Genomic DNA, 18178 nt, shown 5'->3' on the forward strand with positions numbered 1-18178 from the left:
CACAAAGTGTAGTCCTTCCTAAACTTCTCTACGGTCCCGGTATTCGCAACAATTAATTAATAGGTAGGTTAGCAGATGCAAGGGCGCTCGAGGAAACTAGCTTGTTCGATGCTAGCCGGGGCGTTTTGCGTCACTAGTCTTGCCGAAGGTTCAGCGCAATCTTTATCGACCTACGGCACACCCGGATTGGTTGAAATGCCGACGGCCCGCGTGTTGAAGGACGGCGATCTGGCCTTCACGGCAAGCACGTTTGGCCCCAACTACCGGTATTCAGCGACGTTCCAGGTTCTGCCGCGTCTCTATGGGACATTCCGGTATTCGCAGATTAAGAATATCAGTACCAATGCGTTCCTTGATGGCGATACCTTCGACCGCAGCTTTGATGTGCATTACCAGATTTGGGATGAAACCGACCTACGCCCTGCTTTCGCCGTGGGTTTGCGTGACTTTTTAGGCACCGGTATCCTGAGCAGTGAATATTTTGTGGCCACCAAAAGCTTCGGGTCGAAGCTGGAGGTCACCGGCGGTCTGGGCTGGGGGCGGCTTGCGGGGCGGAACTCATTCTCGAATCCGTTCAGTATTTTGTCAGACCGGTTTGACACACGGACGCGCGACGCCAACAGGGGCGGCCAGCTAGAGACAGGAAACTGGTTCCGCGGGCCGACGTCGGTCTTCGCGGGCGTGCAGTGGAATGTGTCGGACCAGATGACGCTATTCGCCGAATACTCCCCCGATGAATACACGCGGGAATCGGTGAACACGGGCATCGACGTGTCTTCGCCCCTCAACGTGGGGTTGGAGTATCGTTTCAACAACGGTGTGCACCTCAAGGGGTTTGTCGTCGGGGGGCATGAGGTCGGCGCGCAGTTGAGCTATGTCATCAACCCCAAGAAACCGTCCGTACCCGGCGGGTTGGAGCAGGCCCCGCGCACCATCGGCGCGCGCAACCGGTTGGCGATTGCGGAGTGGAACAACTCTGCTGCCGGGGGCGGGCGTGATGCGGTCGAGGCCGTGTTGCAGCGTGTGCTGGCGGAAGACGGGCTGGAGCTGCAAGGCTTCACCATGTCGGGCAACCGCGCGACCGTCCGCGTGGAAAACACCCGTTTCGACAATGAGGCCCAAGCGGCAGGGCGCACGGCGCGGGCCATGGCGGTGACGCTACCCCCCGCAATCGAAGAGTTCACGGTCGTGTTTCTGGAGCGCGGCGTGCCGCTGAACCAGATCGTGACGCAAAGATCCGATCTGGAAGAGCTGCAGTTTGATTACGATGGTGCCTGGCGCAGTCTGGCGCGGGCGCGTCTTGAAGACGGGCACGATCAGGGCCGCGAAGGCGAGTTGGCGGATATCTACCCGGTCTTTGACACGTCGATCGGCCCATATCTCGCCACATCCTTTTTCGACCCTAACAGCCCGATTAGGGCCGATTTCGGCGTCCAGCTCAAGATGGATTACCGGCCGCGCCCGGGGCTGACCTTTGCGGGTCGTTTCCGCTATCCGCTGGTGGGCAATATCGACAAATCGTTCCGCGTGTCGGATTCCGTGATCGAGCCGGTCCGCTCTAATGCTGTGCGCTACGCGAAGGAATCTGAGCTTGAGGTGAACAGCCTCACGGCCGAATATTTGTTCCGGCCAGGGAAAGACCTGTTTGGTCGTGTTTCTGCAGGGTATCTGGAAGGGATGTTTGGCGGGGTGTCGACCGAGGTGCTTTGGTATCCGATGGATAGCCGGCTCGCACTTGGGGCAGAGTTGAACTATGTCAAACAACGTGATTTCGACATGCTGTTCGGGTTTCAGGACTATGACGTCGTGACCGGCCATGCCTCGGCCTATTACGATCTGGGCAATGGGTTCTTCGGGCAGTTAGACGTGGGTCGCTACCTTGCGGGTGACTATGGCGCGACGTTCTCTTTGGATCGTGAGTTTAACAACGGGTTCAAGGTTGGCGGGTATTTCACGCTCACGGATGTGTCCTTTGATGATTTTGGTGAAGGGTCTTTCGACAAGGGCCTGCGGTTCGAAGTGCCGCTTTCGTGGCTGACCGGACGCCCGTCGCGGACGAAAGTCCAGCAAACAATCAAGCCGATTACACGCGACGGCGGGGCGCGTCTTGCTGTCGCCAACCGTTTGCACGGGGTCGTGCGCGACTATCGCGGCAAAGAGCTGCGGGACAGCTGGGGGAGATACCTGCGATGATCTTACGTGCGTTGACCCTTGGTCTGTGTCTGGCGGGCCTCACAGCCTGTAGCGCCAGCCAGAACCTTCTGGCGCGTGGTGTTGCCGTTGCTGTGGACGACGATTCAGTCGTGCCCAAAACCGCGCAAGGGTTTCCGCCGCGTTTTGCCGCGCTGGTGCAGGATACCGCCACCCCCGCCTTGCTGCTGACCGTCGAGAACCGTGCACAAACCGGCCGCATGCTGCGCGAGGCGCGTGTGAACGGTGTCGATACATGGCTGAGTTCGGATTTAACGGCGCTGATGCTGGAAGACGGGATGCTGCAAGGGACACGCGGCCTTGGGTCTGAACTCTTCGCCGCTGATGTGTCGGAGCCCAAGGCGCTGATCCTGTCCGGGCGGCGCGGTTATTCAGACCGGTTGCACAGCAATCTGACGGGACTGGATGAGATTTCTACCCGCGCGTATCGCTGTCTGGTGGAGCCGCAGGGCAGCGCGACGCTCGCGCTTGAGATCGGCACCGTGCCGACGCGGGTTGTAACCGAGGATTGTAAAAGTCTGGACCAGTCGTTTCGGAATACGTATTGGGTCAGTGTAAAGAGCGGTGCCATTGTACAGGCGCGGCAATGGGCGGGCGACGAGGTCGGGTATTTGATGACCAAGGCCGCCGCCCGTTAAGGTTAACAGGGGCCGAACCTGTCTGGGGGCGAGGTGTCACATGATGAATGGGAGTATTAAAGTGCGATACCTATTGGTAGCTGTTTTGGGCCTGACCCTTGCAAGCTGTGGTACGGTTTACCGAACACCTGAAGTTGTAGAGGGCGTCGCTGGCGGCACCAATGTACGGGTGATGAACCTCACTGCTGAATCCGTCATTCAGGCGAATAGATCCGCCTATGCGCCGCGGAGCCTGCCCGATGTGTTTTCCCGCACCGCAGGCTCTGGCTCGGGGCTGCGTGGAACCGGGGCGCTGCCATCGCCCACGCTCGACGTTCAGACCCGCCCTAACGCGCTTGAGCTGCGCCTGCCGCCCCCGGTTGATCCCGGTCCCTACGAGATTGGTATCGGTGATGTGGTGCTGCTGGCCACACCGCGTGCCGGCGGATCGGTTGAACAGTTGACCGGGCTGCTGGCCGCACAAAACGCGCGCCAAGGCTATACGGTGCAGGATGACGGATCGATCAACATTCCCGATGTGGGCCGTGTGCGTATTGCCGGTTTGACCATTGAAGACGCCGAAGCGGCCTTGTTCCAGCGTCTGGTCGAGAACCAGATTGACCCGACTTTCAGCCTCGAGATTTCCGAGTTCAACTCGCGCCGTGTGTCCATCGGGGGCGCCGTGTCGCAGCCGACCGTTGTGCCGGTAACGCTGACGCCGCTCTATCTGGAAGAAGCCTTGGCTGCGGCTGGCGGGATCACGGTCGAGGATCAGGACTATGCCTCGATCCGTTTGTACCGTGATGGTACGCTGTATCAGATCCCGCTGTCGCAGCTTTATTCCCGCGCGAGCCTGACCAAGACCCGCCTGCTGCCCGGCGATGCGATCTTTGTGGATACGGAATATGAACTGGCGCGTGCGCAGGAATATTTCGCGCAGCAGATCACTCTGGTTCAGGCGCGTCAGGCGGCACGTGCCTCGGCATTGCAAGAGCTGCAGCTTGAGGTGTCCCTTCGTCGTGCGAGCTTGGATGAGGCCCGTGACAACTATAAAGCACGCCGTGATCTAGGTGCCGATGATCGCGACTATGTCTATCTGGCGGGGGAAGTCGGGACGCAGTCGCGCTTTGCCTTGCCGTACGAGCGTAAGGCAAGTCTGGCAGATGCCTTGTATGATGCGGGTGGTGTGGCGTCCTCGACCGGCGATGTGTCGCAGGTCTATGTGTTGCGCGCATCCTCTGACCCGCGCGAACTGGGGGCTATTACCGCGTGGCATCTGGATGCCCGCAACGCCGCGAATTTCGCGTTGGCCCCGCGGTTCGAACTGCGCCCTGATGACATCATCTTTATCGCGCAGCAGCCCGTCACTAAATGGAGCCGCGCTGTTTCGCAGATCCTGCCGCAGATCCTGAGTGTGGGGAACGCGGTCAGCAATTGATCTGACCGCCATTGATGATCAAAGGCCGGGCAGAACTGTCCGGCCTTTTACGTTTCAAAGGGTCTGTCTAACGGCCAGAGGTTTCGCAAATTGAACCTATCGGTGCCCTATTTCAGCCACATCGCCTCATTACCCCTGAACGGGTCAATTATTCAGGCGGTGTGATATGTATCTTTCTGTTGTGATCCCTTGCATGAACGAAGAAGCCTCGATCCCGGGGCTGGTATCGCGGCTGACGCAGGCGATCGCGCCGTGGAAAGATCGGGCCGAGATTATTCTGGTGGATGATGGATCTACCGATGCCACGTGGAAAGCGATCGAGGCCGCGCAAGCCGGCTGTGCGCAACTGGTGGGTATCAAGCTTTCGGCCAATCGCGGGCATCAAATCGCGCTGACCGCCGGGCTTGAGGCGGCACAGGGCGAACGTATTTTTATGCTGGATGCCGATTTGCAAGATCCGCCGGAATTGCTGGTCGATATGATGTTCATGATGGATCGCGGGTTTGACGTGGTTTACGGGCGTCGTAGCGAGCGCCAGGGCGAGACCATGTTCAAGAAGGCCACGGCGCATCTGTTCTACCGCTTCCTCAATGCCATGTCCGATGTCCCGATCCCGCAGGACACGGGCGACTTCCGTTTGGTCAACCGCCGCTCGCTGGATGCGGTGCTGGCGATGCCGGAAAAGGCCCGTTTTATTCGGGGGATGTTCGCTTGGGCAGGCTTTAAACAGGTGGGTATTGAATATATCCGCGCACCACGCGCCTTGGGCGAAACCAAATACCCCTTCCGCGCCATGATGCGCTTTGCCATCGACGCGATGACCGCCTTTTCGACGAAGCCGTTGAAACTTGCGACGCGCCTGTCTTTTGTCAGCTTGTTCATGGCGGCGTTGATGGCCGTTTATGTGATCTATTCGCTGGTCGTGTATCAGACGGCACCGGGTTGGGCGTCGGTGGTGCTCGCGGTTAGCTTCTTCTCGGGGGCGCAGCTTTTGACGCTGGGTATTCTGGGGGAGTATATCGGTCGACTTTATGTCGAGGCCAAGGATCGCCCGCTTTATTTCGTGAGCGATGATACGCGCGATATGGTCCCCGATGTGAAACGGTTGCGTGCCTGATGCGTTTTTTTGACTATAAGTGCGCCCGCTTTGGGGTTGTCGGCATTATGACGGCATTATCCTACGTGGCGATGTATCCGGCGTTTCTGGCGGCGGGGGTGCCACAACCGGCGGCTAATGCGCTGGCGTTTTTTCTGGCGATCGTGCTGCAATACATCGGTCATGCCCTGTTCACCTTTGAACGGCGGCTGATCAATCGCAGCCAGATCACTAAATTCGCCATTATGGTCGGCTGCGGCTTTGGCATGTCGATGCTTGTCACGGGCCCTCTGGCCGTGGCCTTGGGGATGCCGGCCTGGGCGGCGGCGCTGGCCGTTGCGCTGTATCTGCCGGTGCAGAACTATATTTTGATGACCCTATGGGTGTTCGCCTTGCCGCACCCCAAGACGGAGTACATGTCATGAGCCATATCTACAGTGATACATTTTTCGACTACATCAACCAAAGTGCGCGCGCATCGGCAAAACCGTTTGTGTCATTGCTGTTTCCTTTGCTGAAGCCCACGACGGTGATCGATCTGGGCAGTGGGCGCGGTGTTTGGATGGATGAATGGCGCAAAGGTGGCGCGGAGGACGTGCTGGCCGTAGACGGGGATTATGTAGACCGGGCGCAACTGGCAGTCGCGCCAGAGCAGTTCATGGCCGCCGATCTGACACAGCCGGTAAAGACGGGCCGCCGCTTTGATCTGGCGCAGAGCCTTGAGGTCGGGGAGCATCTGCCCACCGAAGCCTCGGAGGTTCTGGTCGATAGTCTCACGCGGGCATCTGATCGTGTGTTGTTTTCCGCTGCGGTCACCGGACAGGGGGGCGAGTTTCACGTGAATGAACAGCCCTTGTCCTTCTGGCAGGATATTTTCGCGGCCAAGGGTTATGTCGCCTATGATTGCGTGCGCCCTGCATTGAAGGACAACAAGGATATCGCGCCCTGGTATCGTTACAACGCGATCCTTTATGTGAATGAGGCCGGGCGCGCGGGTTTGCCGAAAGAGATCCTCGCGACCCAAGTGCCTGCGGGGCAAAAGCTGCGCAACGCGGGTAGCCTTGGCTGGCGGTTGCGTTTGGCTGTGGTCAAGACCCTGCCACGCGGCGTTGTCACAGCCATTGCGCAAGCGCGGGCGATGGTGCTTGCCTTGCGGGCGCGCCGTGCCAAGACCCTGGGTCGCGCGGCTGTATGACGGCGGCGGTTGGGCGGCAGTTGGCGATGCGGGCCGAATCTGAACGGCTGCAGCTGGCACCGGTGTTTCTGATCACACTGGTGGCGGCGTTCTTGCTGACGGGGCAAAATCTGCTGGATCCGATGATCCGCCATGATGACTACCCCGCCTTTTTCGCGGATGCGCCCGCCTTTTGGAACAAGACCCTGCACGAGGGGCGGTGGTTGAACTACATCTGGCACCTGCGCGAGGTGGTAACGCCTGCCTGGCTGAACTTTGCCCTGTATCAGAGCCTATGGGCGGCGTTTGTCGCTGCGTTTGCCGTTGCGGCGATGGGGCCCGGTGCGCAGCGCTGGTTTACTGTCGTGCTGGCCCTGCTGCTGGTGGTTTGCCCGTCCGAGATGCTGATCTCGCTCTGGTTCAATACGCTCATTCCCGGGTTGGCTGTTGTGGCGCTGTTTGCGGTGCTGGCCTGTTACCTGTCCAGCGCGCAGTTGCGCTGGCTGTTGCCGATTTTCGTGATCGTCAGCTTTATGGCCTATACGACCTATCCGCTGCTGCTGTTGGCGATTTGCATTGCGCGTACGCGGGACCGGTCAATCCGCGATCTGGCGGGGCTGATGGCGCTGTTTTGCGCAAGCTTCGTTGTCGCGGTGCTGACGGTCTATACGTTGAACTGGCAGGTTCATGGTGTATTTGGCGTGCCTGTGGCCGATTGGCGTGATCCGACCGCGGGGGACGGGATTGGCGGGATGATCGCCAGCCTGCCGAAGCTGGGGGAAACATTTACGCTGTTCCTCAACCGGACCGGCATCGGGTATCCGCCGCTGATCGGGCTTATTCCGTTTGTCTATATCCTTGCCCTGAATGTGCTGCGCAAGCGCGCGCCGCTAGAGGCTTTGTATCTTGCGACTGGTATGGCGATCGGGCTTGCGCTGACGGTGGTTCAGGCGCTGAAACTGGGTGTGATCGTTCCGCCGCGCGCGTTTATCTTCTTTTGGGTTTTCTTTGCGCTGACCGCGGTGCGTGCGGTCCAGATATTGAGCGAGGATGAGGGTCTATACGGCCGTTTAGGGCGCAATCTATTGCTGTTGATCATCGGTGTGTGGTTCATCCAGCTGTTTCTGGCCTATGGGCAGTCCAATGATTGGCGTAGCGATACCAAGCTCTGGGCGCAGGAGGTGCGGGCGACAGAGGGGCCGGTCTATGTCTATGGCGATTCGTCGAAAATTGCCGCTGGGCTAAAGGCCGGCATACAATCTTATAAAGCGCTGCCGTTCCGGCTGAAACAGTTGACCGGAAAGACGGCGGTGGCCTGTGATGAGGTGCCTGATACCTGCCCGTCCCGACCAGATATGACTGCCAGTGATGCCGAGGTGCATTTGCTGCGCGAAGGGAATGCGCTGTTCATGTTGTTTACGCCAAAACCAGGGGACGAGACTGAGGATTAAGCGGTAAAGATGCTGTCCATGTGTTCGGCCAGATAGATGCGCAGCCAGGGGGTAAAACGCTCTGGCGTGGTCTGGGTCTGGCGGGCGAGGTCGGAGAGGTCGACCCAGGCGGTGTCCATCACTTCGGCGGGGTTCGGGGTCACATCGGTGAGCGCGACGGCTTCGGCGACGTAAATCTCTACCAGCTCATGTTCGGTCAGGCCGCCGCCCACATCGGCGCGGTATTCGACCTGGTCGCGATGGTCGAGCCTTAGGCCGCTGATCCCCAGCTCTTCGTCCAGTCGCCGTTTGGCGCAGGTGAGCGCGGGTTCCTCCCAGAACGGATGGGTACAGCAGGCGTTCGCCCAGAGACCGGGGGTGTGATATTTGCCAAGCGCCCGCCGCTGGATCAGGGTTTCGCGTCCGCGCATGACGAAAACCGAGATAGCCTTGTGGCGCAGACCGCGCTGGTGGACTTCAAGCTTTTCGACGGGGGTAAGCTTGCCGTTGACCCAGGCGGGGATCATCGTGGTCATGTGGCTGCCCCGTTCGGGTGGCGTTGTGGCGATGTCATATCCGGCTGCCCCGCTCCTTGCGGCCCGCTGGCCCCTCTGCGCTAGACGGTCTTGTAGCGGGTCGGTTTTGGATTGTCAGCCGCTGGTTGCGAAATGAAGGATAAGAGCGGTTACGCAATACCGCCTGCGTTAAGGTTGGTGGCGATGCGATCTGTGTCATAGCCAAAGTCGGCGAGGATAGTGCGGGTATCGGTTTGACCGTCAGGCATCCGTGGCGGCGTGGTTTTATGGGTCGAATATCGCGGCGCTGGCGCAGGCTGTAGCACGTTCCCTGCGGTGACGAATGTATCGCGTGCGGTGTTGTGAGGGTGGGTAGGTGCCTCTGCCAATGACAGAACGGGGGTATAGCAGGCACCGTGGCCGATCATGATCTCGTCCCATTCGGCGCGGGTCTTGGTTTCAATCAAGCGGGCAAGCTTGTCGCGCATGGCGTCCCATTGGCGTTGGTCGTTTTGGATCTGCATGACGGGATCGTTTGACAGACCGCAGAGGTGCAGTAGTTGAGCGTAGAATTGCGGCTCTATCGCGCCAATAGAGACGAATTTTCCATCCGCTGTCTTGTAGGCATCATAGAAATGCGCCCCTGTATCAAGCATGTTCACACCCCGGTCATCGTGTCACCAGCCTTGACCGTGAAACGCATAGATCATCGACATCGACAGGGCCGATCCATCGGTCATGGCAGCGTCGATCACAGTACCTTTACCACCGCGCTGTTCGTCCAAAAGGGCAGAGATCATGCCAAATGCAAGCATCATGGCACCGCCCCCGAAATCGCCGACCATATTGGCGGGGGGCGTGCGGTGGTGCAGGCTCGCGTTAACCTGTCTGCGGCAGGGTGGGCCCTGATCAACATCCACTGAACAGGAGCCACCATATGACCGATACATCCCCCGTTCTCGCCCTTCCGTATATTCAACCGTCGCAAGCGCAAAAGCATGTGACCCATAACGAGGCGCTGCGGCTTTTGGATGCGATTGTGCAACTGTCGGTCCTGTCTTTCACCGAAACTACGCCGCCCGCGACCGCAGCCGAGGGGGATCGGTATCTGGTGGCCTCAAACGCTGTGGGGGATTGGGCGGGGCATGACCATGCGGTGGCAGTGTTCGTGGATGGGGCGTGGCAGTTTATCGCGCCGATGCCGGGCTGGGTGGCATCTGTGGCCCCCGGCCAAACCCAAGTGGTTTACGACGGCGCGCGCTGGGCGGTGCCGGCGTTGCAAGATGTGCCTCGGCTTGGTGTCGGAGCGGCGCCGGATGCGTATAACCGGTTGGTTGTGGCGTCGGATGCGGTGCTGTTCAACAATGACGGGGCGGGGCATCAGGTTAAGATCAACAAGGCAGCCGAAGGGGACACGGCCAGTCTGCTGTTCCAGACCGCCTTTGGAGGGCGGGCCGAGATGGGGACCTCGGGGAGCGATGATTTCGCCATCAAGGTCAGCGCAGACGGCGCAAATTGGGCGGAAGCTTTGCGCATTGAAGCGGCGAGCGGGCGTGTGACCGCCCCAGTCTCGGGTTGGCGAGAGCGGCTGACTGCCCCCCGCGTTTACTATGTGAACCCGCTTGAGGGTGGCGACGGGCAAAGTGGGCGGGGCACGGGGGCGGCTGCCTTTGCGTCGCTAGGCCGTGCGATGGAGGAAGTCGTCCGTTTGGACAGCGCAGGCCACGCCGTTACGGTTCAATTGGCGGATGGCAGCTATGATCTGGGCGCTTCGCCAGTCGCGGCAAGAGCGGCATTGGGGGGAGGTCTGGTTGAGCTTGTCGGGAATACCGGCGACCCCGACGCGGTCACGATGACGGCTACAGGGTCGGTGATCGAACTGGTTTCGGGGCGTCTGAGATTGCGGGGTATGACGATAGAGACCACCGGTGCCGACCCGGCGATCCGGGTGTTGCCGGAAGCGGTGTTAGAGGTTGATGAGGTCGTCTTTGGCACGGCGGGGGGACATCTGGATATTGTCGGCGGGCGCGTCGAGGGTGCGGGTTCGTATGTTATCGACGGCGATGCCGCGTATCATCTGCGTCTGTCGCAGGGGGCTGTGCTGGCGCGGGGGATGCAGACGGTGACGCTGGCGAATACGCCCGACTTTGCCACTGCGTTTGTGAGCTGCGAGATGGCCGGGCAGGCGGATTTCAGCGGGCATGGTTTCACCGGCACAGCCACGGGCAAACGTTTTGACGTGAGCAGCAACTCTGTTGTGCAAAGTGGCGGGACAGTGCTGCCGGGCGATATCGCGGGCACGACGCAAAGCGGTGGCCTATACCTCTGATCTGCGAAAACCTGACAATTGTATGAAAGGGCCACATTGCCGCCTTAAAAGCTGAAGCTGCCGTTAAGGAATTCAGCCCATCTTTATCCCCGGAACATGTAGGGGAATAAACCGATGGAGCTTGAGCATAAAACCACATTGTCGCCGCGGGAGGATATGGCGCTGACCGGGGTGACGGATATGGCGGTTGTCCAATCCTCTGGCGGGGCGGTGCTGTACACGACCTCGCGCTTTGGTGGCGGTGACTTGCTGGCCTATCGCATTGATGCGGAAGGGGGGCTTCGGTTTTTGGACAGTCGGGCCATCGCCGGGGACACGCGGGCCGGGGTCACCAACAGGCTGGAGGTTGTAGACGGTGCGCTATTGCTCACGGGGGCGGATAACGCCGCGCTCACCCGCGTTGCGTTAACGAATGATGGGCGCTTTGGTAATGTTTCTGCCGTGACCGGTGGTGCCGTGCCTGCCCAGTTACTGGCCGTCGAGACGCTGGATTTAGGCGGGCAGAGCTATCTGTACGGGCTGGTGCGGGGGGCGGATAGCATCGGGTCGTGGCGCATGGGCGACGATGGGGCGCTGACGCGCATATCGGGCGACAGTGGCGTCGCGTCAGAGGCAGGTCTGACCGGCCTGAGCGTCGGGTACGTCGGAAGCACGCCGTATCTGCTGGCGTCCTCGGCGCGGGACGACGCATTTATTTCGTTCAAATTGGATGGGAATGGTATCCCGCGAGAAGTCTCTCGTATCGCGGCGGAGGATGGCGTGGGGATCGGCAGGCCAAGCGCGACAGCCTTTGTAGAGGTTGGGGGGCATGGATTTGCGATACTGGCCGCGGCGGGGAGCGCGAGTTTGAGCGTCGCGATGTTGGGGGAAAATGGTGGGTTAACCTTAACGGATCACGTCCTCGACACGCGGGACACGCGATTTGACGGGGTGCATGTGATCGAGACCGCAACACATCGCGGCCGCGCCTATGTGGCGGCGGCGGGCGGAGATGACGGCGTTTCGGTCTTTGAGTTGATGGACGATGGCCGGTTGATGCATCTGGTGTCGATCGAAGACACGGAAGAGAGCACGCTCGACGCGGTGTCGGCGCTTAACTTTTCGGTACAAGGAGATTTACTGCACCTCGCCGTCGCCTCGGGTGCCGAAGCGGGGCTGAGCATCTTTACGGTGGATATTTCTGACCGGGTTGCGGCGGCAACAGGGGGTGATCAAGCTGACACGCTGACAGGCGGCACGGGGGGCGATTTGTTATCCGGCGGGGATGGCGCGGACCATATCGCCGGGCGCGCAGGGGATGATATTTTGCGAGACGGCGGCGGCCGTGATCTGTTGACCGGCGGTTCCGGCCGCGATCTTTTTGTCCTTTCCGCAGATGGGGAGGCCGATACGATTGCCGATTTCGACAGCGCGCAAGACAGTATTGATCTGTCGGCCTGGCCGTTCCTGAGACATGGGTCTCAGTTGACCATATCTTCGACCAAAGACGGTGCCGTTCTGTCTTTTGGTGAGGAGCGACTGGAGATAAAAACATCGAACGGACAGTCCCTTAGCGAGGATGATGTTCAAGCGCTCGATCTGATTGGGCAGTCGCGTTTCATGCCGGATTGGACCCTGCCAGAGGAACCCGATACGCCATCCCTTCCCGCCGAACCGTCGCCGTTGGTTCTGGTTGGCACGCCAAGGTCGGATGTGCTGGAAGGGGATGCGGCGGATGATCATATCAGCGGGCGCGCGGATGGCGACAGGCTGATCGGCGCAGGCGGCAATGATACGATCCTTGGCGAAGCTGGCGCCGATACGATCTATGGTAACGGCGGAAGCGATCTGATTGACGGTGGGACCGAGGGGGATCAGATCTGGGGCGGTATCGGCTGGGACACTTTGCGCGCTGGTGATGGGGACGACGCCTTGTGGGGCGGCGACGGGTATGACGCGCTTGGCGGTGGCGACGGGAACGACACGTTAACAGGCAATAACGGTGCGGATAGACTCTATGGGGATAGGGACGATGACCATCTGATCGGCGGGTTAAATGCCGATAGCCTGTGGGGCGGTGCCGGCAAAGACCGTTTGGAGGGCAGCGCCGGCGCGGATCAACTGCTTGGCGGCAGCGGGAATGATCAGCTTTTCGGAAATGCGGGGGCAGATTTCTTGCAGGGGGATAGCGGGAATGACCGTCTTGCCGGGGGGATCAACAACGATACGGTTAACGGTGGGTCCGGGAACGATACGCTGTCGGGCGACAATGGTGCCGACCAGCTGATCGGCGGCGACGGCGATGATTTGATCAAAGGCAATGCCGGTCACGATACGCTTGACGGCGGCGCGGGAAACGACGTGCTATCCGGTGGCATCGGGGCAGATCGGTTTATCTATGGTGCAGGCCAAGACACAATCCTGAGCTTTCAAAACGAAATTGACACTCTTTCGCTGGATTCTGCCCTTTGGGGTGGGGGAAGTTTATCGATGAGCCAGCTTCAAACGTTCGCACGCAAAGGGGCCGAAGGGCATATCGTGCTGGATTTTGGCAGCGGCAAAACACTGGACCTGTTGGGCGTCGAAACCCTATCTATCCTGAATGGCGACTTCGAAAGTTTTTAAAGCTCACATTGCCATGCTGGGATGGTTACCGTTCCAGAATGTCACGGTGATATCGCCTTAATAACACAAGGCCAAAAAGGCCCAGTATTGCGGCAACGGCATAGACATAGGCTGAGGAGACATAGGGTACGTCGTAGTTATGATAAAATCCGGACCTGACGCGGCCGACCACGTGGATCAGCGGATTGAACCAAAGATAGCTGCGGTAGGGTTCGGGTATCGTTTCGTATAAAAAGATGACGCCGGACAGTAGCAAAAGCGGCCGCGTGCAAATCCCGTAGACACGTTGCCAGACCTGAAACATCGACATCATGAAACAGTTGAATATCCCCACGCCCAGGGAAAGCGCGGCAATCATCGTCAAAGCTGACATGATATCTGATGCATTTACTGCGGCCCGCGTATCAAACAGAAAAATGATCCCACTCAGTACGATCAAGCCTACAAGAAGCTGAGTGAGAAAATTGAGGATGAACCGCCCCAAGATGGCATCGACGAAAGTTACGCGCGGGTAGGCTAGTAGCTGTTTCGAATAGTTGATCGCCTGCGCGACCTTGTTGCTGAGATCGACGAACATCAAAAAAGGCAGCAAACCTGTAGCGTAAAAGATTGGAAAATTGTTTCCGAGGGGGGGCATACGAAACCCGATCGAGAATATTGCGGTCAACAGCGCGATCCCGAGAACGGGTTCAGCCAATGCCCAAATATACCCACCCGGGGACCGGCCATAGCTGGTCCCAATTTCGCGAAGTATCAGCGCGACGATAATGCGTGGCGTCGCAAAGACCATTGTATTTCGTCCGCGTGCAACCCGACCTATCATCCTGGTACCCTCTGCGCGCTGTTGATCTGCCATCGGGCGGGCGTCGCTGCGCCAAAACGATTTAAAATGAAGTCATACTGTAGGGCAAAGGCCTCTCTAAAACTGTGTTTTAGGTGCTCTGGCAACATGGCGTGGCGACCAGAATTACTGCGAAGATCAGCTTTGGGTGAAATCGGCGAAATACCTAAGAACGTGCAGATATCGCGCACGGTATGAGCGTGAAAAAGGTCTTCGTAAAATACATATTTAATTCGATGTGGAGGTATCACGGCTTCCAGCTCGCTCATCGTGCGCCGATAGTTCGCCCGCTCTAACTTAGGCAGCCGTTTACTGTCGATCAGATGCTGCGCGCGCGCCTCGCAAGCCGTTTGAAAGTCAGCTACCTGGGCGGCATCCGCGCTAACGGCCATTCTGATTTGGGACCACATACGATCAATCGGATCCCTCAAAATAAAGATGAAACAACTTTCGCCAAGGCTCCCCATTTCGGAGAAGTCCTTTGCGTCCAGTATCGCATAAGCCGGGGTAATGTCGCAAATCACAGGCTGACCGCTAAATCCCTGAGTAAGATAGGAAAGATAAGCCTCGTGATGTTCAGGCGCATCCGTGTAGATGGACAAAAGGTCAGCCAATTCGCTGAGGACCCTAAGGTTGCGCCGATTCTTGGGGCCGCGTTCTGACACCAATTCCTTTGCCAAGGTTTTCACCGTGTTCATACGTAGGCCAAAGACCTGGTCAGACTTACCCGCGATCACATTGAAATAATGAAGTTCCTTATTGCGCGAAAAATGAATCTCACTGCTGGTGCGCAAGGTTTCATAAAGCCAAGTCGTGCCGGCTTTCTGAGCCCCGATGCAATAGGCAAGCTTGGTGTTTTCCGGCAGAAGATTTAGAGCCATACGGTACGCCTTGGGGGGAGCTGATCATTTCCCCATGTTGTATTCGTGATGTGCTATCGCATCGTTAATGTCGGCAAAGTATTCTAGGTTTCCGGCCTCTAAAACAGCGCCTGCAGTGCATAGTTCTCGTAGCATGCCGTTGGAGTGGCTTACAAATATTGCACCAGATCGGGACAGGCGGTCCATAAAAATGGAACGACTTTTCTGTTTGAACCGAGCATCTCCGACAGCGGTGATTTCGTCAATCAGATAGGTGTCAAACTGCAGCCCCATGGAAACGCCGAAAGCCAGGCGCGACTTCATACCGGCGGAGTATGTTCGGAATGGAAGGTGAAAATGAACCCCAAGCTCTGAAAAATCGGCGACGTAATCGACCAGCGCAGACGTGTCTGCACCATAAATCCGTGCCACGAAGCGCGTGTTTTGTGCCCCCGTCATGTCGGGGTGGAACGACCCAGCAAAGCCAACTGGGAAGGATACACTGCCATCAGAGATGACCTCGCCCGATGTAGGGTCAGTTGCCCCCGCAATGATCTTGAGCAGCGTAGATTTTCCAGCGCCGTTCCGCCCTAGCAGCCCGACAGAAATACCAGTGGGAAAAATAACGTTAATATTTGAAGCGACTGTCTTCCGTCGCCCCCGCACATGATAGGATTTGGTCAAATTTCGAAAGACAATCATCGGCGATCCTAGTGCCGATCTCGTAAGGAGTGCCAAACCAGCATAATGAGCGCCCACAGGGCGAAGCTAGATGCGAATGTGACGCCTAGAAGAAATGGGCGATTTGGATAAATCGAAGTCTCTGCAAGTGTCGGAGGAATATGCGCCGCCAAGTATTTGGATCTTTTTCGCGCCTCTGCAACCGCTGTATCAAAGGCGGCTTGGCTGGCCGTATAAGACTGTTCAGCAAATTCCAAATCGACCTTTAGGCTTTCAAACTGCCCGAAAAGGTCCGCGAAACCAATGGTGTGCATTGCACCCTGCTTGGCGTTCAATTTTTGATGCTCCTGCGAGATACGCGCTGCTATTATGTCGCGCCTTCGTTGCGCTTGCTTCAAGCGGGGATCGGTTGGCGTGCTGGTTTGTTGAAGCATGTCGATGCTAATCAACGTTTCCGTCATTTCTGCTTCTAAAGATGCCAATAACCCGGTCTGAATTTGAAGCGGTGTATCGGGGCTCACCAATTGGTTCCTCATGCGGAATTCGGCCAGCGTAAGCCGCGTTTTTTTGAGGCGCTGCGCAGCGCGCGCCAAGTTTTCTTCAGCATGTTGGGTAGCATCCTCGCGCGCTATCGCGGAAAGTTCATGTATCAGTTGTGCGCTTTCAGCATAGATTTCTTGGACAATGGCCCGCGCGTCTTCGGGAGCAAATGCTTGCACCTTAACCTCGATCAAACCGGTGCTACTATCGCTATACACATTGACCATGCGACCCCAGTACTTGGTCAGTTCCTCGATCGTACCAGGGGCGTGGTAGCCGAAAACCGGATCAGAGTTCGTTGCGGGGGGAGACCATATTTTTCGCAAATTCAGAGACTTATCGATTTTCTCCACTAAGTGCTGACTTTGAATGAATTGATACAGAACTTCTTCGTCCGCGGCACCGGACCCCGAGAGATTTGCAACCCCACCCAAGAGTTCGACAGGCGAGCTCATATCCTCGCTATGGACTGCAAATCCGGCGATGGAGGTATAGCGATCTGCAGCGCACTCCCAAAGGTACCATGACACGAACAGGCTGGTTCCGAGAACGATGATGATGAAGCTGACAAAAGAAAGCCGATGACGTAGGTGAAGGCGCGCTTGTGGCACAGGCGGGACGATCGACGCGACTGGCAGCGTCAGAATGGTCGCTTGAGAGGCGGTTTCTCGTTTTTTTTCCCGCGCCGCAACGGCCAGCGCCCTATCATGCCTTTTTTTTTCGATGCGTCGCAAAGCTTCCTCACGCTCGCGCAGTTTTTGTTGTTTGCGCGCCGCGTGCGTATGGTGCGTGGTCGTTGATTGGGCTGGATTATGGGTCATGATCTCAGTGCCTAATTCAATAGTCCTCACAGTTTATTAATTCTCGCGAAGTAGTTCAGAGAAAGTCGATTAAACTACGAAGGACTTTGGGATGGCGGAACCGCATGTTCACATTTTAATGGGGACGAAGAACGGTGGCATGTTTTTGGCAGATCAGCTGGCCTCAATCCGCGGGCAATCGCATCAGGATTGGAGCCTTTGGGTAAGCGATGACGGCTCGACCGATGGCACCTGGGAGGCGCTTGAAAATTTCAAAGCGGAAACACCGCACCATGATATTCACTTGCTCAAAGGGCCTCAGAGTGGCGTTGCCGCCAATTATTATAAATTGTTGAAAAACCAAGAGTTAGACGGGAGGTGGGTGGCGTTTTCCGATCAGGATGATATCTGGCTGCCTCACAAACTATCCCGTGCTGTCGCGCTCGTCGGGCGGCTGGGTGGTAGATGTGTTTACAGTAGTAGAAGTTACTATGTGGACCAAACGGGGGGGCGGTTGGGAACGTCCCCAATGCTGAACCGCCCTTATCGTTTTGGAAATGCAATCGTACAGAACGTTTTGCGCGGAAATACGATTGTGATTCCGCCTATCGTCACCAACTATCTGCGTAGCATTGTAAGTACTACAGACGTTGCGGAAACTCCTTTTCATGATTGGTGGATGTATCAAGCGATCACAGGCGCAGGGTTTGGTATTCTTCATGATCAGAAACCTGGGGTACTATACAGGCAACACGGTGAAAATCTTGTGGGCGCGCCTGTTCGCCATTTACGGCGCAGGGCTCTATGCATGGCGGATGGTACGTTGGTGAATTGGATCGATACAAATGCGGCCGCGATGTACCGAATTGCTCCCGTTCTGACGGCGACCGCTCGCGAGCAATTATTGAGGTTTCTCGATTGGCGTTCCCAAAGTCACACTAAAGGTCGAGCGGCACTGACTTCGCTGGGGATCTACCGGCAAACACATGCGGGCGATCTAGCCCTGCGCGCGCTTGCACAACTCAAACAGTTCTGAACCGGC

The 18178-nt window shown here is 57.7% G+C and carries 15 protein-coding genes and 1 pseudogene; 10 read left to right on the forward strand and 6 right to left on the reverse strand.

Features of this window, described 5'->3' with window-relative positions; translation table 11 throughout:
- Positions 1-108: 108 nt before the first annotated feature.
- The 7 genes from AB1495_RS06350 to AB1495_RS06380 all read left to right on the forward strand — a co-directional run bounded on the left by AB1495_RS06350 (position 109) and on the right by AB1495_RS06380 (position 7987).
- Positions 109-2193, forward strand: a complete 2085-nt coding sequence (locus AB1495_RS06350) for a YjbH domain-containing protein (RefSeq protein WP_280137090.1) — start codon at positions 109-111, stop codon at positions 2191-2193.
- Positions 2190-2849 carry a YjbF family lipoprotein gene (locus AB1495_RS06355; RefSeq protein ID WP_037965785.1) on the forward strand — a complete coding sequence of 220 codons (660 nt, stop codon included), beginning with the start codon at positions 2190-2192 and terminating at the stop codon, positions 2847-2849. The genes AB1495_RS06350 and AB1495_RS06355 overlap by 4 nt, the downstream gene beginning before the upstream one ends.
- A gap of 172 nt (positions 2850-3021) precedes the next feature.
- On the forward strand, positions 3022-4266 hold the full coding sequence (locus tag AB1495_RS06360) for a polysaccharide biosynthesis/export family protein (RefSeq protein ID WP_074636714.1): 1245 nt from the start codon (positions 3022-3024) through the stop codon (positions 4264-4266).
- A gap of 166 nt (positions 4267-4432) precedes the next feature.
- A complete protein-coding gene (locus AB1495_RS06365; RefSeq protein ID WP_037965791.1) occupies positions 4433-5383 on the forward strand; it encodes a glycosyltransferase family 2 protein in 951 nt (316 codons plus the stop codon).
- Positions 5383-5787, forward strand: coding sequence for a GtrA family protein (locus AB1495_RS06370; RefSeq protein ID WP_074636715.1), 405 nt, complete (start codon positions 5383-5385; stop codon positions 5785-5787). The genes AB1495_RS06365 and AB1495_RS06370 overlap by 1 nt, the downstream gene beginning before the upstream one ends.
- The gene (locus AB1495_RS06375) at positions 5784-6557 is read left to right on the forward strand and encodes a methyltransferase domain-containing protein (RefSeq protein ID WP_037942343.1); all 774 of its coding nucleotides are present in this window, start codon (positions 5784-5786) and stop codon (positions 6555-6557) included. The genes AB1495_RS06370 and AB1495_RS06375 overlap by 4 nt, the downstream gene beginning before the upstream one ends.
- A 26-nt stretch (positions 6558-6583) precedes the next feature.
- Entirely contained in the window at positions 6584-7987 is a 1404-nt protein-coding gene (locus AB1495_RS06380; protein WP_244268973.1) for a hypothetical protein, read from the forward strand.
- On the opposite strand, the gene idi is transcribed toward AB1495_RS06380, so the two are convergent.
- Both idi and AB1495_RS06390 read right to left on the reverse strand, forming a co-directional pair.
- Positions 7984-8502 carry an isopentenyl-diphosphate Delta-isomerase gene (gene idi / locus AB1495_RS06385; protein WP_074636718.1) on the reverse strand — a complete coding sequence of 173 codons (519 nt, stop codon included), beginning with the start codon at positions 8500-8502 and terminating at the stop codon, positions 7984-7986. The genes AB1495_RS06380 and idi overlap by 4 nt on opposite strands.
- Positions 8503-8651: 149 nt before the next feature.
- Positions 8652-9431, reverse strand: a pseudogene (locus tag AB1495_RS06390) (CoA transferase).
- On the opposite strand from AB1495_RS06390, the gene AB1495_RS06395 reads away from it, so the two are divergent.
- Together AB1495_RS06395 and AB1495_RS06400 are read left to right on the forward strand one after the other, a co-directional pair.
- Positions 9419-10810, forward strand: a complete 1392-nt coding sequence (locus tag AB1495_RS06395; RefSeq protein WP_074636721.1) for a DUF2793 domain-containing protein — start codon at positions 9419-9421, stop codon at positions 10808-10810. The pseudogene AB1495_RS06390 and the gene AB1495_RS06395 sit on opposite strands and share 13 nt — an antisense overlap.
- A gap of 114 nt (positions 10811-10924) precedes the next feature.
- On the forward strand, positions 10925-13414 hold the full coding sequence (locus tag AB1495_RS06400) for a calcium-binding protein (RefSeq protein WP_074636723.1): 2490 nt from the start codon (positions 10925-10927) through the stop codon (positions 13412-13414).
- 25 nt (positions 13415-13439) lie between these two features.
- Here AB1495_RS06400 and AB1495_RS06405 read toward each other — a convergent pair whose 3' ends face one another.
- From AB1495_RS06405 to AB1495_RS06420, 4 genes are read right to left on the reverse strand one after another with little or no spacing between them, the layout of a single operon-like run.
- The gene (locus AB1495_RS06405) at positions 13440-14204 is read right to left on the reverse strand and encodes an ABC transporter permease (RefSeq protein ID WP_074636725.1); all 765 of its coding nucleotides are present in this window, start codon (positions 14202-14204) and stop codon (positions 13440-13442) included.
- 29 nt (positions 14205-14233) lie between these two features.
- Complete coding sequence (locus AB1495_RS06410; protein ID WP_074636726.1) at positions 14234-15136, reverse strand: sulfotransferase; 903 nt, start codon at positions 15134-15136, stop codon at positions 14234-14236.
- A 24-nt stretch (positions 15137-15160) separates the two neighbouring features.
- Positions 15161-15817 carry an ABC transporter ATP-binding protein gene (locus AB1495_RS06415; protein ID WP_074636728.1) on the reverse strand — a complete coding sequence of 219 codons (657 nt, stop codon included), beginning with the start codon at positions 15815-15817 and terminating at the stop codon, positions 15161-15163.
- Between the two features lie 8 nt (positions 15818-15825).
- Positions 15826-17157 (reverse strand): capsule biosynthesis protein, encoded by a 1332-nt coding sequence (locus tag AB1495_RS06420; RefSeq protein ID WP_074636730.1) that lies wholly within the window; start codon positions 17155-17157, stop codon positions 15826-15828.
- Positions 17158-17248: 91 nt separating this feature from the next.
- Between AB1495_RS06420 and AB1495_RS06425 the strand changes: the two genes are divergently transcribed.
- Entirely contained in the window at positions 17249-18172 is a 924-nt protein-coding gene (locus AB1495_RS06425) for a glycosyltransferase family 2 protein (RefSeq protein ID WP_074636732.1), read from the forward strand.
- Positions 18173-18178 lie beyond the last annotated feature (6 nt).

This window comes from Sulfitobacter pontiacus (genome assembly GCF_040790665.1).
Lineage (GTDB): Bacteria > Pseudomonadota > Alphaproteobacteria > Rhodobacterales > Rhodobacteraceae > Sulfitobacter > Sulfitobacter pontiacus.

What these genes read in the sequence shown, in the direction of transcription:
- AB1495_RS06350 (WP_280137090.1), top strand. Translation starts at nt 109, where the DNA reads ATGCTAGCCGGGGCGTTTTGCGTCACTAGTCTTGCCGAAGGTTCAGCG.
- AB1495_RS06355 (WP_037965785.1), top strand. Translation starts at nt 2,190, where the DNA reads ATGATCTTACGTGCGTTGACCCTTGGTCTGTGTCTGGCGGGCCTCACA.
- AB1495_RS06360 (WP_074636714.1), top strand. Translation starts at nt 3,022, where the DNA reads ATGAACCTCACTGCTGAATCCGTCATTCAGGCGAATAGATCCGCCTAT.
- AB1495_RS06365 (WP_037965791.1), top strand. Translation starts at nt 4,433, where the DNA reads ATGTATCTTTCTGTTGTGATCCCTTGCATGAACGAAGAAGCCTCGATC.
- AB1495_RS06370 (WP_074636715.1), top strand. Translation starts at nt 5,383, where the DNA reads ATGCGTTTTTTTGACTATAAGTGCGCCCGCTTTGGGGTTGTCGGCATT.
- AB1495_RS06375 (WP_037942343.1), top strand. Translation starts at nt 5,784, where the DNA reads ATGAGCCATATCTACAGTGATACATTTTTCGACTACATCAACCAAAGT.
- AB1495_RS06380 (WP_244268973.1), top strand. Translation starts at nt 6,584, where the DNA reads ATGCGGGCCGAATCTGAACGGCTGCAGCTGGCACCGGTGTTTCTGATC.
- idi (WP_074636718.1), bottom strand. Translation starts at nt 8,502, where the DNA reads ATGACCACGATGATCCCCGCCTGGGTCAACGGCAAGCTTACCCCCGTC.
- AB1495_RS06395 (WP_074636721.1), top strand. Translation starts at nt 9,419, where the DNA reads ATGACCGATACATCCCCCGTTCTCGCCCTTCCGTATATTCAACCGTCG.
- AB1495_RS06400 (WP_074636723.1), top strand. Translation starts at nt 10,925, where the DNA reads ATGGAGCTTGAGCATAAAACCACATTGTCGCCGCGGGAGGATATGGCG.
- AB1495_RS06405 (WP_074636725.1), bottom strand. Translation starts at nt 14,204, where the DNA reads ATGGTCTTTGCGACGCCACGCATTATCGTCGCGCTGATACTTCGCGAA.
- AB1495_RS06410 (WP_074636726.1), bottom strand. Translation starts at nt 15,136, where the DNA reads ATGGCTCTAAATCTTCTGCCGGAAAACACCAAGCTTGCCTATTGCATC.
- AB1495_RS06415 (WP_074636728.1), bottom strand. Translation starts at nt 15,817, where the DNA reads ATGATTGTCTTTCGAAATTTGACCAAATCCTATCATGTGCGGGGGCGA.
- AB1495_RS06420 (WP_074636730.1), bottom strand. Translation starts at nt 17,157, where the DNA reads ATGACCCATAATCCAGCCCAATCAACGACCACGCACCATACGCACGCG.
- AB1495_RS06425 (WP_074636732.1), top strand. Translation starts at nt 17,249, where the DNA reads ATGGCGGAACCGCATGTTCACATTTTAATGGGGACGAAGAACGGTGGC.